Origin of the sequence: Mesorhizobium sp. M0633, from assembly GCF_040320645.1 — a bacterium.
Classification (GTDB): Bacteria; Pseudomonadota; Alphaproteobacteria; order Rhizobiales; family Rhizobiaceae; genus Mesorhizobium.
On sequence record NZ_JAMYQC010000002.1, the window covers coordinates 215,501 to 230,949 of the forward strand.

General features: G+C 61.7%; 11 protein-coding genes and 1 pseudogene. 5 read left to right on the plus strand and 7 right to left on the minus strand.

The genetic code is table 11. The features are described from left to right. Positions 1-21: 21 nt before the first annotated feature. The 5 genes from NKI47_RS02975 to NKI47_RS02995 form a co-directional block, all read right to left on the minus strand. Complete coding sequence (locus NKI47_RS02975) at positions 22-1,689, minus strand: ABC transporter ATP-binding protein (protein WP_352587520.1); 1,668 nt, start codon at positions 1,687-1,689, stop codon at positions 22-24. Between the two features lie 10 nt (positions 1,690-1,699). After that, complete coding sequence (locus tag NKI47_RS02980; protein ID WP_352576427.1) at positions 1,700-2,833, minus strand: ABC transporter permease; 1,134 nt, start codon at positions 2,831-2,833, stop codon at positions 1,700-1,702. A 1-nt stretch (position 2,834) separates the two neighbouring features. After that, on the minus strand, positions 2,835-3,842 hold the full coding sequence (locus tag NKI47_RS02985; protein WP_031211897.1) for an ABC transporter permease: 1,008 nt from the start codon (positions 3,840-3,842) through the stop codon (positions 2,835-2,837). 112 nt (positions 3,843-3,954) lie between these two features. Next, complete coding sequence (locus tag NKI47_RS02990; RefSeq protein ID WP_352587338.1) at positions 3,955-6,039, minus strand: ABC transporter substrate-binding protein; 2,085 nt, start codon at positions 6,037-6,039, stop codon at positions 3,955-3,957. 119 nt (positions 6,040-6,158) lie between these two features. Beyond that, positions 6,159-7,625 carry an alpha-glucosidase/alpha-galactosidase gene (locus tag NKI47_RS02995; RefSeq protein WP_352449637.1) on the minus strand — a complete coding sequence of 489 codons (1,467 nt, stop codon included), beginning with the start codon at positions 7,623-7,625 and terminating at the stop codon, positions 6,159-6,161. Between the two features lie 71 nt (positions 7,626-7,696). On the opposite strand from NKI47_RS02995, the pseudogene NKI47_RS03000 reads away from it, so the two are divergent. From NKI47_RS03000 to NKI47_RS03020, 5 genes and pseudogenes are all read left to right on the plus strand, one after another. Next, positions 7,697-8,700 (plus strand): annotated as a pseudogene (locus NKI47_RS03000) (AraC family ligand binding domain-containing protein). Positions 8,701-9,199: 499 nt separating this feature from the next. After that, positions 9,200-9,637: a CBS domain-containing protein gene (locus NKI47_RS03005; RefSeq protein ID WP_031211895.1), complete on the plus strand. Its 438-nt coding sequence runs from the start codon at positions 9,200-9,202 to the stop codon at positions 9,635-9,637. Positions 9,638-9,750: 113 nt separating this feature from the next. Continuing rightward, entirely contained in the window at positions 9,751-10,677 is a 927-nt protein-coding gene (locus NKI47_RS03010) for an NADP-dependent oxidoreductase (RefSeq protein ID WP_245274720.1), read from the plus strand. A gap of 359 nt (positions 10,678-11,036) precedes the next feature. After that, positions 11,037-12,728: an FAD-dependent oxidoreductase gene (locus tag NKI47_RS03015; protein WP_352587342.1), complete on the plus strand. Its 1,692-nt coding sequence runs from the start codon at positions 11,037-11,039 to the stop codon at positions 12,726-12,728. Next, the gene (locus NKI47_RS03020) at positions 12,725-13,036 is read left to right on the plus strand and encodes a UBP-type zinc finger domain-containing protein (RefSeq protein WP_036238601.1); all 312 of its coding nucleotides are present in this window, start codon (positions 12,725-12,727) and stop codon (positions 13,034-13,036) included. Before NKI47_RS03015 ends, NKI47_RS03020 begins: the two co-directional genes overlap by 4 nt. A 118-nt stretch (positions 13,037-13,154) precedes the next feature. On the opposite strand, the gene NKI47_RS03025 is transcribed toward NKI47_RS03020, so the two are convergent. Then, positions 13,155-14,324: a GNAT family N-acetyltransferase gene (locus NKI47_RS03025; protein ID WP_352587345.1), complete on the minus strand. Its 1,170-nt coding sequence runs from the start codon at positions 14,322-14,324 to the stop codon at positions 13,155-13,157. Beyond that, positions 14,321-15,316, minus strand: coding sequence for a sterol desaturase family protein (locus tag NKI47_RS03030; protein WP_023677167.1), 996 nt, complete (start codon positions 15,314-15,316; stop codon positions 14,321-14,323). The genes NKI47_RS03025 and NKI47_RS03030 overlap by 4 nt, the downstream gene beginning before the upstream one ends. Positions 15,317-15,449 lie beyond the last annotated feature (133 nt).

A 15,449-nucleotide genomic window follows, 5' to 3' on the forward strand; every position in this document is an offset into this window, starting at 1 on the left:
AACAACCTCCGGCATAAGCAATTAGGCTACCTCGAAAGCGGCTTTGACCAGCCGTTCGGTGTAAGCGGTCTTGGGATGGGACAGGACTTCGTCGACCGGCCCCTCTTCGACGATCTTGCCGTGCTGCATGACGATGACGCGGTGGCACAGCGCCCGCACGACCTTGAGGTCGTGCGAGATGAAGATGTAGCTCAGGCCCCGTTCGCGCTGCAGCTTGCGCAGCAATTCGATGATCTGCGCCTGGACCGAGAGATCCAGCGCCGATGTTGGCTCGTCGAGTACGATGAATTCCGGTTCGAGCGCGACGGCGCGGGCAATCGCAATACGCTGGCGCTGGCCGCCGGAAAACTCGTGCGGGAAGCGCGAGAGGATATCGCCGGGCATGCCGGCGCTGATCAGCGCCTCGCGCACCCGCTCGATCCGATCGTTCCTGGTGGCGCCCATGCGGTTGACGACCAGCCCTTCCTCGATGATCTGGCCGATCGTCATGCGCGGGTTGAGCGACGAGAACGGATCCTGGAAGACGACCTGCATGCGCGACCGCAACGGCCGCATCTGCGCGCGCGAACAGCCATGGATCGGCTGGCCATCGAAATAGATCTCGCCGCTGTCCGTGGTGTTGAGCCTGAGCAACGCCTCGCCGAAGGTGGTCTTGCCCGATCCGGATTCGCCAACGAGACCCAGCGTCTCGTGCCGCCGAAGGGTCAGGCTGAGGCTGTCGACGGCGACGAGTTCGCGCAGGTCCGGCCTCATGAACGTGCCATGCCGCAGCATGAAGGAGACGCGCACATTCCTAGCTTCAAGAATAACGTCGGCGCCTTCCGGCAACGGATTTGCCTGGCCGCGCGGCTCGGAGGCAAGCAGGTGACAGGTGTAGGGATGCTGCGGATTGGCGAACAGCTTCTCCGTCACATTGTGCTCGCGCATCTCCCCATGCTGCATGACGTAGACATAGTCGGAGAACTGCCGCACCACGGTCAGGTCGTGCGTGATCAGGATCACCGCCATGCGCAGTTTCTTCTGCAGGTTTCGGATGAGATTGAGGATCTGCGCCTGAACCGTAACGTCGAGCGCCGTCGTCGGCTCATCGGCGATCAGCACATCGGGATCGTTGGCCAGCGCCATGGCGATCATTACACGCTGGCGCTGACCGCCGGAAAGCTGGTGCGGGTATTGTTTCAGCCGCGCTTGGGGTTCAGGGATTTGCACCTGCTGCAGCAGCTCGAGCGCCCTTGCTTCGGCCTGCCTGCGGCTCATCTTGCGATGCACCCGTATCGCCTCGACGATCTGGCTGCCGATCGTGTAGATCGGGTTGAGCGAACTCATCGGCTCCTGAAAGATCATCGAGATGCGGTCGCCGCGCAGTTTGCGCCGCGCACGCTCGGAAAATTTCAGGATGTTCGCCCCGTTGTATTCGACAGTCGATTTCGGCGACACGACTGCGCGCTTCGACAACAGTCCCATGACGGTGCGCGCCCTCACCGACTTGCCCGATCCCGACTCGCCGACAATGGCGATCGTCTCGCCGCGATAGAGCTGGAACGAGATGTCCTTGACGGCTACGATCATGCCGTGTTCGACCTTGAAATCGACGGCGATGTTGCGGGCATCAATGACCGGGTTTTCCGAACGGCCGTCATGGTCGAGCCGGACAGGCGGTGCGAAGGATTTGACGAGCGCGTGTTGCATCATGTCATGCTCAATAAGGATCGACCGCATCGCGCAGTCCATCCCCAAGCGCGTTGAACGCGAAGACGGTGACAAGCACGAAGCCGACCGGCGAAAGGATCCAGGGATAAGTGCCGATGACCGAATAGGTCGCGGTGTCTTGCAGCATCAGGCCCCAGGAGATCAGCGGCGGCTTCACCGCGAAGCCGAGAAAACCGAGGAAGGATTCGAGCAGGACCACGCTGGGGATTGCCAACGTGACCGCAACGATCACGTGGCTCATCACGTTCGGAAAAATGTGTTGCATGATGATGCGGCCATCTGTGGCGCCGACCGCCATCGCCGCACGAACGTAGTCGATCCGCGCCAGTGCCAGGGTCTTGCCGCGCACTTCGCGCGACATCTGCGCCCAGCCGAGTGCCGACATGACAACAATCACGAAGGCCAGGAAAACATTCGTCGGCGCCGTCACCGGAACCAGCGAGGTCAGCGCCAGATAAAGCGGCAATTGCGGAAACGCGAGCACCAGTTCGACGAAGCGCTGGACCCAGACGTCGAATGTGCCGCCGAAATAGCCCGACACCATGCCGACCGTCGTGCCGATCACGGTGACGATGAAGACCACGGTCAATGCGATCATCAACGAGATGCGCGAACCATAGATCGCACGAGCCAGCACATCGCGACCGAATTTGTCGGTGCCAAGGAAGTGCACCGGCTGGCCGTCGGTCGAGCCGAAGAAGTGCCGGTTCGCGGGAAGCAGGCCGAGCAGTTTGTACTCCGCTCCCTTGACGAAGAAGCCGAGCAGCCGCGGATGGTCGTAGTCCGGCCCGACGACGGGTTGGAAGGTGACCGGGTCGAGGTCTTCCGAATCCGCCAGGGCATAGACGCGTGGCTGGAAGACGAAGTTGCCGTCCTTGTCATGGAAGCTCATCATCTGCGGCGGGGCGAAGCCGACATCGGTCACCTTGGGATCCATCGGTGCGAAGAAGTCGGCAAACACCGCCAGCAGCACCAGAAACGCGACCAGGATGAGCCCGGCCATGCCGGTCCAGGACCGTTTCAGGCGGCGCCAGACGAGTGCGATGTAACTCTCATTGCCGCGCGGCTTGATCTTGGCCGGTTCCTCGGCAATTGGCGGCAGCGAGGGCTCGAAAGCAAGCATCTCAGGACCCTGCATATTGGCGCACGCGCGGATCGAGCATGACGAGCAGCATGTCGGCGATGATGTTGCCGACGATCAGCGTCGCCGACAGCACCATCATGAATGTCGCCGTGACATAGACGTCGCCCACCGCCATCGAGCCAACGATCGCCGGGCCGACGGTCGGCAGGGCAAAGATGATCGCGGTCTCGATCTCGCCGGTCAGCATATAGGGCAGCACCACGCCCTGATACATGACCAGCGGATGCAGCGCATTGGGCACCGCATGGCGCATCACGACCGCACCGCCGCTAAGGCCCTTGGCGCGAGCGGTTTCGACATATTGCGCATTCAGCGTGTCGAGCAGATTGCCGCGCATCACCCGCATGTTGTAGGCGAGCCCGCCGAAGGTGGCGATGGCGACAACCGGCCAGACATGCCGGACGAGATCGACGAACTTCGCCCAGGACCACGGCGCCCCGCCAAATTGCGGCGAGAAGAAGCTGCCGATCTCGGAGACGTTGAATTGGAAGACCAGCAAATAAACGATGATCAGCGCCATCAGGAAGCGCGGCACCGTCATGCCGAGGAAGGAAATCGCTGACAGCGTACTGTCGATCCAGCTGTACTGCCTGGTCGCCGCCCAGATGCCGAAGGTGATACCGAGGACCGATGCCAGCAGATGGCACACCAGCGCCAGGAGCAGCGTGCGCGGCAGGCGCTCGCCCACCACATCGGCCACCGGCTTATTGTAATAGAGGCTGTAGCCGAAATCGCCGCGGGTGATGATGCCGCCGATCCAGTTGAGATACTGGACGGGCAGCGGCTTATCGAGACCGTGTTCTATCCGATAGGCCTTGGCCTGCGCGTCGGCCTCGGCGAATGAGGCCCCGCCCTGATTGATCAACTGCGAGCGGATGTAGTCGGCATAGTCGCCCGGCGGCGCCTGGATGATGGCGAAGGTGACCAGGCTCAGAATGGCGAGGACCGGGATCGCCGACGCTATGCGCGTGAGCAGGAATCGCAACATCGGTCGGTCCGCTTCCTTGTCTAGCCGGTCGCTCTCTTTGAGCGTACGGAGGTTTGCTTTGTCCGGCCGCGCCAACTGGCGCGGCCGGAGGTCTCAGTCAGGGGAGGTAAACCTAGTTCATCGGGCCCTTGTCTCCGGGCTTGCCGGGAAGCTCTTCGGGGAACAGCTCGTATTTGGCCTGCTTGTCGGCAGCGACAAAGACCCGCTCGCGGACAATCGAATCCTCGGCCCAGTTGAACATGAAGATCGGCGTGCCCTGCGGGATGTTGGAGAAGCGTTTGTTGATGATCAGCGCGCCGGGATATTCCGTCAGGCCGACATTGTAGACGTGCTCGGTCGAGATCTTCTGGAACTCTCTCATCAGGCTGGCGCGCTCGTCATTGTCCGCGGACGAGACAAATTTGTTGACGATGTCGACGAGGTCCTTCTCGAAAGGCATCATATCGACCTCGCCGTTTTCCGGCGCACGATGGTCCCAACTGGTTCGTGGACCGACCGGGGCCAGTTGATCGGTATTCTGGACGACGGAAGTCAGCTCCTGATCGTTGCGCCGTACCAGCCAGTCGAAGCGGCCGGAGTATTGCGAGGCATCGCGCTGGGTGCCGTTGAGTCCGTTGAGCACGATCCGAAGCCCTAGCTTTTCCATCTGGGCGACTACACCTTCGGCAAGGCTCTTGTCGGTAGTGTAGTCGTTGTTGACGAGCATCACGATCTCGACATTCTTGCCGCCGGCGGTACCTGCAGGAAAATTGACGAAGCCGTCGCCGTCCGTGTCTTTCAGGCCTGCCTTGGCGAGTTCCGCCTTGGCGCCTTCGAGATCGAAGGGGTAGTAGACCGTCGACTTCCGGTCGTAGAAGCTCGTGCCCGAGGATAAGCCGCCCGGATAGATGGCAGTGAACGGACCCTTGACCAGCGAGTCGCCGAGCGCCTTGCGGTTCAGCGCCATGGTGACGCCCTTGCGGAAATCCTCGTTGCGGTTCAGCTCGCGTATCGCCTGTCCGCGCTCGTCGGGGTTGCCCCAGCCATTGGCTGAGAAATTCATGCGCAGATTATAGCCGATCAGCCGCGCGCCGAACGCAAGCCGTGCCGGTGCGTCCTTTTGCGCCGCGCGCTTCAGCGAGGCAACGAAGTTCTCCGGCTGCTCCAGATTGGAGAAGTCGCCGGCTCCCGCGACGGCCTGAACGTCGCGGTCGGCCCAGGTCGACAATTTGTAGTGCAGTTCATTGAGATACGGCAGTTGGTTGCCCTTCTCGTCGACCTTCCAATAGTACGGATTGCGACGCATGACGATGATGTCGTCGGGGCGGTATGCCACCGGCACCCAGGCACCCATCACCGGCATGTTCATATATTCCGGCGGGAACGCGTTCTTGAACTGCTCGTAGGTGTTCTTCGAATATTTCGGATGCTGCGGCTTGAGGATATGCGACGGGCCCGGACAGAAGGTGCCGTAAGCCATGGCGTAAAGGTATTGTTTCGGAAAGGCGTCCTTGAACGTCCACTCGACGGTGTAGTCGTCGATTTTCTTCAACGTCGTGCCGACGCCGAAGGTCTCCTGCGTCGCGCCGTTCAGCGGCGACACATTGGGGTCGATCACCTCGTCGTCCCAATAGAACATCACATCGTCGGCGTTGAATGGAACGCCGTCCGACCATTTCGCGCCCTCGACCAGACGCATCGTCAGCGTGTGGCCGTCCTTGGACCAGTCCCAACTCCTGGCGAGGTTCGGCAGCGGCTCCGTGTCCTTGGCCTCGACCTGGAAAAGCGGCGCGGTGCGCGTCAGGCATTCGGAAAGGCCGATGTCGATGCCGCCCCAGCCTTGCGTCTGGCCGGCGCCATAATTCCAGCCTTCCGGCCGGCCGCCGATGACATGGCGCATCGTATCGCCGTAAACGCCGATGCCATCCGGCATGTTGCCGGTCTTGAAGACCAGCGGCTCCTTAGGCAAACGGTCCTTGACCGGCGGCAGCTTGCCCGCCTTGACGTATTTCTCGGTGACCCAATCCGGTTCGTGATATTCCGGCAGTGCCTTGAATTCCAGGATGGAGTCGCGCGCGACGTATTTGATCTTTCCCTCGGCGGGGAATTGCGCGGGCACCGGCGGCACGGTCGGCTCGGATGCATACGCGTTCAGCGCCGAGGCCGAGACGCTAAGCGCCAGCCCGGCGAGAATGCCAATGTTTCGAAAATTCCTCATCGTCTCTCCTCCCTGTTTGTTCAGGAGCGCGTTGACGCCGCTCCATTTCTCCTCGAACGAATGTACAGACGGGTGCGGAAAATTCTCCCGAAAGCTCGCCGCGATCCACCCGGTGAAATTCACACGGCCTGCTTGAGAGCCGTTTTTTCCGCACGCAATTCCTCGATCGAACGGACGTCGCGCCTTGCCGCACCGGCCCATTCGCGGGTCTTGATCCTGGATTTCGAAAGCCGTTCCTTCGCGGCCGGCACCGCATCGGCATATTGCGGCAGCCAGCGAGCCTGGGCGACGACCATTTCGTCCACCATTTGCCAAACCTCTTCCGGCGTCGAAACCGCGCCGACCAGCGGGTCGTGCAGGACCGCGAGCTTCAGCAGGTCGATATCGCCGGAGATCGCCGCATGAACCGACATGCGCTGGACGTTGATGGAGGAAATGCAAGTGGCGGCGCAGGCCTCCGGCAGCGTGATGCCGGAGGCCATGTTGATACCGAAGCGGTCGACGAAGCCGGGCGACTCGACGATCGCGTCCTGCGGCAGGTTGGTGATGATGCCGTTGTTCTTGACGTTGAAATGGCCGCGATAAACGCGGTTCGTCTCCAGCGCCTCGAGAATGTGGCTGGCATGCTCGTTGGAGCGCTTGGCGGGGTCTATCGGCCTGGCGGCGGATTCCAGAAATTGCGGGAACTCCGTTTCGAACCAGTTGCGTGTTTCGGTCGAATAACGAAGGTAGCCGCCGGTCTCGCCGTGGATCCAGTCGGACATGTCGATCCAGCGGGTGATTTCGTCCGGCCGCTTGCGATACCAGGGCAGGTATTCGGAAAGATGGCCGTTGCTTTCGGTCGAATAGACGCCGAAGCGCTTCAGGACATCGATGCGCAGCTTTTCCTGCTGCGAATAGACCGGATGCGCCTCGAAGGCGGCAACCAGCTCGTCCTTACCGATCTTGCGGCCGTTGAGACGCAGGTCGATGAACCAGGTCTGGTGATTGATGCCGGAGCAGACGTAGTCGAGCTCGGTGCGCGACTTGGCGCCGAGCACTTCGGCGATCTGGTCGGCGCCATGCTGGACGCCGTGGCAGAGGCCGACGGTATCGACCCTGCCATATTCGATCGCCGCCCAGGTGTTCATAGCCATCGGATTGGCGTAGTTCAGGAATTTCGCCCCAGGCTCGGCGACTTCGAGGATATCCTTGCAGAAATCGAGGATTACCGGAATGTTGCGCTGGCCATAGAGGATGCCGCCGGCGCAGATCGTGTCGCCGACGCACTGGTCGATGCCATACTTCAAGGGAATGCGGATATCGTCCGCATAGGCTTCGAGACCGCCGACGCGAACGCAGCTGATAATGTAGCGGGCGCCCTCGAGGGCAGCACGGCGGTCTGTCGTTGCCGTAACCTTGGTCGGCAGCCTGTTGAATTCGACGACCCTGTCGAGGATCGACTTGATCATCTGGAGGTTGCGCTCGCTGAGATCGGTCAATGCGAATTCGACATCCCTGAATTCAGGAACGCACAAAATGTCGGTGAAGAGCTTCTTGGTGAACCCGACGCTTCCCGCACCGATGATAGCGATCTTGAAACTCATCAGCCTCACCTCGACCTGATCGAATGCTAGGGCAAAGGCGGAGAAAAGAGGCCTGGCCCGCCTGCCACGCTATGCAGGCTGGAATCCGGCACTTCCTCCCATCCGCTCTTTGACCGCGGTTTCTTTTGCTTTTCTCGAGGGATTATGCGCCTTATTCGGCACGCGACCAGAGAAGGATTATGCTTTTAGGGGTAATTTTGTGCTGCGGAACTTGATCGACATCGGGCCGGCGGGCAGGACGGTATCGCTGCCGCGCGGGCGCCAGCGCCTACACACCATGCCGACAAGCACCGGCTATGAAGTGCGCGAGAACGAGGTCTACGACTGGGATGGGCGCAAGCGCGGCCTGACGCCGTTTACCGTGCTCCAGCATACGATCAGCGGCACCGGCCGATTGCGCTACGAGAACCGGAACTACCGCCTGCAAAAGGGCGACACTTTGCTGGTTCTCGTGCCGCACAACCACCGTTACTGGCTGGCCAAGGGCGAACGCTGGGAGTTCTTCTGGATATCGATGAACGGCGAGGAGGCACTGCGCATCCACAAGTCGATCCTTGCCGCCGTCGGTCCGGTGCTGCGGCTGCAGCCCTCGACGATCGATCATCTGGCTGATTGCAGTGTGCGCCTGATCACGGGCGCGGTCTCGCCGGGAGCCGCCTCGGCCGTCGCCTATGAAGCAGCCATGGCGCTCTACGACGATGTCTTCGGCTCGCATGCCGTCACCGACGACAAGAGCGCCATGCAGCCGGTCATCGATCACATCAGGGCCAATCTCGACAGGCCGCTCCGCGTTGCCGATCTCGCTGAGATCAGCGGCCTGAGCCGCGCGCATTTCTCGCGCTGCTTCGCCGAGAGCGAGGGACTTCCGCCCGCCGAATTTGTGCTGCAGCAGCGACTGCAGCGCGCGGCGAAGTTGCTGACGAAGGCCGATTTCCTGCCGGTCAAGGAAGTCGCCATCATGTGCGGCTTTGAGGATGCCAATTACTTTTCGAAGGTCTTCCGCCGCCTCTACGGCATCAACCCGACGCAATTCCGCACCAACGGAATGTATGCCAGCCTGGGAACCGCCCGATAGATTGGCACCGCGCGTGGCGTCGGAAGCGGGAACGCTTTTGCTTCCCCTTGGTTTAGGACAAGAGAGCCTGCTCGCCGCTGCGGCAACCCGCTCTTGGCGGAGATCAGGTCACAGTTGTCAGGGGAGTGATCGATGAACAATCCCGATCCGAATAACCCGAATCCACTGCCGGACAATCCCAATCCGGAGCCGGCCCGGCCGCCTGCCCCGCCGGAGACTCCGCCGGGAGAACCTCCAGGCGTACCCCCGCCCTCGCCGGATCCAATTCCGACGCCGGACCAGGAGCCGATCGGAGTTCCTCCCGGCACGCCTTCCGAAATTCCTTCGGAACCGACCTTTCCCGGGCCGACCGCCTGAAGGGCGGTCGGGTGGAGGATGGCAAGGGTGATTTCGGCGAAGCGCTCGAAACGGGTCTTGCCATGGAACGTTTTGCGCTGGCGCTCATTCACCCTTCCATCATGGAAACCCGCGGCGGGCCCTGCAACCAACGGAGGTTAAAATGAAAGTTAGCAACTGCATGACAAAGGACGTCGAGATCGCCAGTCCGCAGCAAACCCTGCGCGATGCGGCAGAAATGATGGGTCGCCTCGACGCCGGCGCAATGCCGGTGGGCGAGAACGATCGGCTTGTCGGCATGGTAACCGATCGCGACATCGCAATCCGCGGCGTCGCCCAAGGCAAGACACCTGACGCCAAGGTACGGGAAGTGATGAGCACCGAGGTCAGGTATTGCTTCGAAGACGAAGACGCGGAGGATGTTCTGCGTAACATGGCTGACCTGAAAGTGCGCCGCTTGCCGGTGCTAAACCGCGACAAGCGCCTGGTCGGCATCGTTTCGCTGGGCGACCTCGCCACCAACAGCGAGACGGCGACAGCAGGTGAAGCGCTGAGCGGCATCTCGCAACCCGGCGGCGAGCATTCGCAAACGATACACTGACGGCGCACCACCGGCCGGCCTTTGCTACGACCGAACCGCCGGCTGGATAGACGCCGGCCTGCCGGCGAAACTGTTCAGAGCGAACTGGACTGCAAACCGACGAGGAGCAAGCCATGATTACGATGAAGGCCGTCCGTATCCACGATTTTGGTGGACCGGAGGTTCTTTCGCTGGACGCGGTTCCGTTGCCTCAGCCGCATGACGACGAGGTCACGCTCAAGGTCTACGCGGCAAGCGTCAATCCCGTCGACTACAAGGTTCGCGAGGGCTCTTCGGGCGCGGATCTGCCCGTCACGCTCGGCCGCGACGTATCCGGCGTGGTGGAACTGTGCGGCACGCGGGCCCATATGCTGAAGAAGGGCGATCCGCTATATGCCATGCTCGGCAACGACCGCGGCGGCAACGCCGAATATGTCGTCGTCAAGGCAACGGAGGCGGCGGCGAAGCCGCAACGCTTAAGCCACGCCGAAGCCGCCGCCGTGCCACTTGCGGGCCTTACCGCGTGGCAAGGCCTTTTCGATCACGGCGGCCTCAAATCCGGGCAGCGGGTCCTTATCCATGGCGGCGCCGGCGGCGTCGGTCATCTGGCGGTGCAGTTCGCAAAGGCCGCGGGCGCGTTTGTCGCGACGACCGTGTCCGCGCAGGATTTCGATTTCGTCCGCGCGCTTGGCGCCGACCAGGCGGTCGATTACAAGAACCAGCGCTTCGAGGAGCTTGTCGAGGACGTCGACCTCGTCTTCGACCTGGTAGCGGGTGAAACACAGGACCGCTCGTGGGACGTGCTCAAGCCCGGCGGGACGCTCGTCTCAACGCTTTCCGAGCCGTCGGCGGTGAAGGCCCGCCTGCATCGGGCTCGCGGCGTTTCCTATTTGACCAAGCCGAACGCGGCGCAGCTTGCCGAGATCAGCCGCCTCATCGACGCCGGGAAGGTCAGGCCATTCGTGCAGGCAATCTATCCTCTTGAGGAAGTCGCCAGGGCCGAGGAACAGCTCGAGAAGCAGCATACGCGCGGCAAGATTGTGCTTCAGGTAGCTGCCTGAGCACTCGCCGAACAACAGGCCGCAGGCCAGTTTGCGGAGTGCTCGGACACAGGCCGTTTTCTGCTGTCCAGAAGCCCGGCGGCCGAGAGTTTGACACAGGACGGCCCGCCGGGCCTGGCCGGCTTAGGCAGGTGCCGGCTGAAGCAGCATGCGCCGGGTTTGCCGGGATGCACAAATCAAACAAATCAAGGAGATGCAACGGATTGTGAGGCACGTCGCGACGACATCGTCGCACGGCCGCCGTCAGTTAACTGCGAAGCGAAGGACACAGCGTTTACCGACAGGCGGGCTAGGTTCCTACCGGCCGCAAGCCGCAAAAACCGCTTCAAACTGTCGGAAACCGGCGATAGGTTCGAACCATGTCTCAACCCGCCAATCCGATCTCCATTGCCCGTCGCGATCAGATGTTTCCAGTGCTGGCTGAGGCAGAACTGGACCGCATGGGCCGTTTCGGCGAAGCCGTGTCCTATGCTGCAGGCGAACAGATCGTCAAAGCCGGCGAGCTGGCGCCCGGTCTGATCGTGGTCCTGTCCGGCAAGGTGGATATCATCCAGGGCGGCAGCTTCGGCCGGCGCGAAACAATCGTCACGCACGGTGCAGGCAATTTCGTCGGCGAGTTGGCGCAGCTTTCAGCCCGACCCTCACTGGTGGATGTGGAGGCGGTCGAGCCGGTCGAGGCGCTCGTCATCCCCTCGCAAAGGCTGAGGGACCTGATGGTGCAGGAAGCAAACCTCGGCGAGCGCATCATGCGGGCGCTGATCCTGCGCCGTGTCGGCCTGCTCGAGAGCGGCACAGCCGGCCCGATCATTGTCGGACCGGTCGACAGCGGCGACGTTTTGAGGCTGCAAGGTTTTCTGGCTCGCAGCGGTCAGCCGCATCGCGTTCTCGATTCGGCTGCCGATCCCTGCGCCAGGACCCTGATCGAACGCTTCCATGTCGATATCCACCATTTGCCGATCGTGCTCTGTCCGAACGGCAAGCTGCTGCTCAATCCCGGAGAGAACGAGCTTGCCCGCTGCATCGGCCTGGTGAGGCCGATCGACGCCGGCAAGCTGTACGACGTGGCCATTGTCGGCGCCGGACCGGCCGGCCTCGCGGCGGCCGTCTACGCGGCTTCCGAAGGGTTGTCGACGATCGTGCTCGATTGCCGTGCCTTCGGCGGACAGGCGGGTGCCTCCTCGCGCATCGAGAACTACCTCGGTTTTCCGACCGGCATTTCGGGAATGGCGCTGATGGCGCGCGCTTACAACCAGGCGCAGAAATTCGGCGTCGAGATGGTGATACCGGACGAGGCGAAGCTGCTGGGCAGCGCAAGCGACACGTCCGGTGCCCACTACACGCTCGCCGTCGGCGGCGGGGAGACCGTGCGGGCACGGTCGGTGGTGATCGTCAGCGGAGCGCGCTATCGCCGCCTCGACATGGCAAACCTGGCGCAATTCGAGGGAACCTCCGTGCATTACTGGGCTTCGCCGATCGAAGCGCGGCTTTGCGCCGGGCAAGAGGTAGCCCTTGTCGGCGCCGGCAATTCGGCTGGTCAGGCTGCCGTCTACCTGGCGGCGCATGTGAAGAAGGTATGGCTGCTGGCGCGCGGCAGCAGCCTCGATGCGAGCATGTCGCGCTATCTGGTGGAGCGCGTCAGGGCACAGCCGAACATCGAAGTGCTGGCTGAGACGCAGATTGCGGCACTGGAAGGCGACGACGGCAATCTTGGCAAAGTGCGCTGGCGCAACCGCGACACCGAGACAGCACGTCCGATCCGCCACCTCTTCCTGTTCATCGGCGCCGATCCGAACACCGACTGGCTGGCGCAATGCGGCGTGGCGTTGGACGCGAAGGGCTTCGTTCGCACCGGGCCTGACATTGGCCAGGAACGTGGTGCACTGGAGACGAACCGCGGCGGGGTGTTCGCCATCGGCGACGTGCGCTCCGGCTCGATCAAGCGCGTCGCCGCTGCCGTCGGCGAAGGCGCCCAGGTGGTTGCAGCGCTGCATGCATATCTCGCGCGAAACGGCAGTCTCGCCGTGGCGCCACAACTGGTCAGGAGCGTATGATGGCAGACGAATGCAGGCACGCCGGGGACATTCGCGACGTGACACCGAGCGCGCTCGGCTGCGAGGAATGCCTGAAGAGCGGTTCGCAGTGGGTGCATCTGCGGCTCTGCCGCACATGCGGCCATGTCGGCTGCTGCGACGACTCGCCCAACCGTCATGCCACCAAGCATTTTCGGGCAACCGGCCATCCTGTCATCGAAGGCTACGATCCGCCGGAAGGTTGGGGATGGTGCTACATCGACGAAATCTTCCTCGACCTCGGCGACCGCACCACGCCGCAAAACGGTCCGATACCGCGCTTCATTTGAGCTTTTTGCGAGCGGGCCGCTACAGCAATTCCAGGAAAAGTGTGAACGGTTTTCATCCGGAATTGCGTCAAAACAAAAGATGGAGCTGTTCGGCGTTTCCGTGAAACGATGGACCGTTCTAGTCCAAGGCTGCTTCGGCTTGAGTGGGCGTATCGCGTCCCTCTGGTGGTGCCGATGAACGCTCGCGCATATGCCTGACGGTCTGGAGGACACGATCGGCAAGAGATGCAAGCGCACCCTGTGCCGTGCGCGTCCCGATGACGGATTCCAGCGTAACCGACTGCGTTGAGAATTTGTGTTTGAACGACTCTGCGCCACAGAGGAAATCGACCATGCTCAAGCCGTGATCGATCGACCACTGCACGTAATCCATCAACAGGATCACACCTGGCGACGCCCGGCCGAAATCCGGATCGAACGTCGTCACGAAGGCCATCATCATGTCGTGCTGGACGAAGTTGATCGACACCGCGACCATCACGCCATTGCATTCGAGGACGAAGATATGCAGCACGCCGGCGCGCGCCAACGCATCGACGAGCGCGGCGAGTACCGGCACGCCCTCTTCGAAGAGGTCTGATTCACGCATGCGCTCGGTCAGCCATTTCCGCTTCAAGGCCGCGAGGCGCTCCAGTACCGGTTGCAGCGGCTCGTCGGGCGCAAGCAGGCGAAATCTCACCTCTCCGGTTTCTTCCAGCGCCTTGATGCCGCGCCGATAGTTCTGGCGCGTCTTTTTCGACTGGTCCGCCAACCATGCCGCTCCGCTTTCCCATTGTCCGGCAACGCGATAGCTGACTTCCGTTCGGTGAAAGTGACGAAGCCTGATGCCGTCGGAAGCTCCCGGCGTGAAAATTTTGCGGGCCGCCGCATCCGGCGAGAGACGACTGATCAAGGCAAGATCGAAGCCACCTGCATCGCAGAGTTGGGTCCATAGCTCCTGCAGCGCCGATAACGAGCATTCCGGAGCGACGAGAATATCCCCATAGTCGGTATAGCTGCCGGCCGCCCATTCGAGAAACCGCAGCCCCCTGCGCCTGCCGATCGCCAGCGGAACGACAGCAACGAGTCTCTCGCCCTTCCAGACCAGGCCGATCCGCAACGCGCGCTGGTCACGGCGTTGTACGGTACTCCACCATGCCGAAATCCAGGCATGGCTTTGAAAGATCAGCCCGTCGGTACGATGCCAAAGCTCCATCCAAGCGGCTTCGATCGCAGCCAGGCGATCCGCCGAACGGACGATTTCCAGGCGCTCCGCGCCTAGGACGTCGATGGAAACAGCGGTGTTCATGAAGGAGAACTGTCCTGTGGCTGCGCGACCACATTGGGCCGTCTGTGAAACAGTCGCATGACATGCCTTGCCATCTTCTTGAGCGGCAGGATGTAGAGCCCAAAGAGCGACTGGTAATCGCGCACATCGCGATCGACCAGGCCAAATTTCAGGTCTTCATCCGGCTCCGGGACAAATTGCGTTCCGAACAGACGATCCCAGAACGAAAAAAGCAGGCCGAAATTCTTATCGTAGTGACGCGGGTCGATGCTGTGATGCACCTGGTGCCAGTGCGGACACAGGATGATGTTGTTCAACGGGCCGAACGATATCTTGAGATGCGTATGGCGAACAAAGTCCATCATCAGGATGTTGCGGATGACGTAGACGTTGATGCCGAAGATAGCGACCTCTACCGGATCGAGTGCGATCAGGCTCCAGACACCGAAGCAGATGCCCGGGATGACGCCATCCCACATACGGTTCATCAGATCGTCCAGCGGATGAACCCGGTCCTTGGTGATCCCCACCATCACTTCGGCCGAATGATGTACCTTGTGCAATTCCCACAGGAACGGGAAACGGTGCTGGGCGACGTGGTAGAGGTAGTATGAAATATCATAGGCGACCAGCATGGTTGCGGTGAAGATGACGATCGTCACCGGTCCCGCCGGGCCGCCGAGAAGCGGCGCGTGGATGTTAAGGAGCCAGCCAATTGCCTCACGTGTGCCATAGCCCACCGCGACGACGAAGGTGACGCCGGCAGGAATAAGCAGGAAAGGCATCATCGCCCGTTTCGTGATCCAGAACAGGGCGTCGGCTCGCGCCGACGGGTGCAGGATGACTTCCTGTGGGAAGGCGAAGTCGAAAAAGTCCCTGAGGGACTTATGTTCGGCAGTTCGCCAGTAGGCGATCACCGCGCTGCCCAGTGCGGTGAGGAGAAGCAGGCCGAGCGTGGTCAGATTGACGTTCGAAAGCTTTTCCACAATCGCTCTGGCAAATTCGGAAAACATTGATGCAGCGGCTCCTGGTCGTAAGTCGTAAGAAGGCGATCTGGCGAATAGCAAAGCACAAAATTCCCGCCAAACTCGCTACGCCGCCTGCAACCAGTGGCTGTTGCGGGCGCAGCGGGCAAAGCAGGCTGGA

What these genes read in the sequence shown, in the direction of transcription:
- NKI47_RS02980 (WP_352576427.1), bottom strand. Translation starts at nt 2,833, where the DNA reads ATGCTTGCTTTCGAGCCCTCGCTGCCGCCAATTGCCGAGGAACCGGCC.
- NKI47_RS03025 (WP_352587345.1), bottom strand. Translation starts at nt 14,324, where the DNA reads ATGAACACCGCTGTTTCCATCGACGTCCTAGGCGCGGAGCGCCTGGAA.
- NKI47_RS03015 (WP_352587342.1), top strand. Translation starts at nt 11,037, where the DNA reads ATGTCTCAACCCGCCAATCCGATCTCCATTGCCCGTCGCGATCAGATG.
- NKI47_RS02975 (WP_352587520.1), bottom strand. Translation starts at nt 1,689, where the DNA reads ATGCAACACGCGCTCGTCAAATCCTTCGCACCGCCTGTCCGGCTCGAC.
- NKI47_RS03010 (WP_245274720.1), top strand. Translation starts at nt 9,751, where the DNA reads ATGATTACGATGAAGGCCGTCCGTATCCACGATTTTGGTGGACCGGAG.
- NKI47_RS02995 (WP_352449637.1), bottom strand. Translation starts at nt 7,625, where the DNA reads ATGAGTTTCAAGATCGCTATCATCGGTGCGGGAAGCGTCGGGTTCACC.
- NKI47_RS02985 (WP_031211897.1), bottom strand. Translation starts at nt 3,842, where the DNA reads ATGTTGCGATTCCTGCTCACGCGCATAGCGTCGGCGATCCCGGTCCTC.
- NKI47_RS02990 (WP_352587338.1), bottom strand. Translation starts at nt 6,039, where the DNA reads ATGAGGAATTTTCGAAACATTGGCATTCTCGCCGGGCTGGCGCTTAGC.
- NKI47_RS03005 (WP_031211895.1), top strand. Translation starts at nt 9,200, where the DNA reads ATGAAAGTTAGCAACTGCATGACAAAGGACGTCGAGATCGCCAGTCCG.
- NKI47_RS03020 (WP_036238601.1), top strand. Translation starts at nt 12,725, where the DNA reads ATGATGGCAGACGAATGCAGGCACGCCGGGGACATTCGCGACGTGACA.
- NKI47_RS03030 (WP_023677167.1), bottom strand. Translation starts at nt 15,316, where the DNA reads ATGTTTTCCGAATTTGCCAGAGCGATTGTGGAAAAGCTTTCGAACGTC.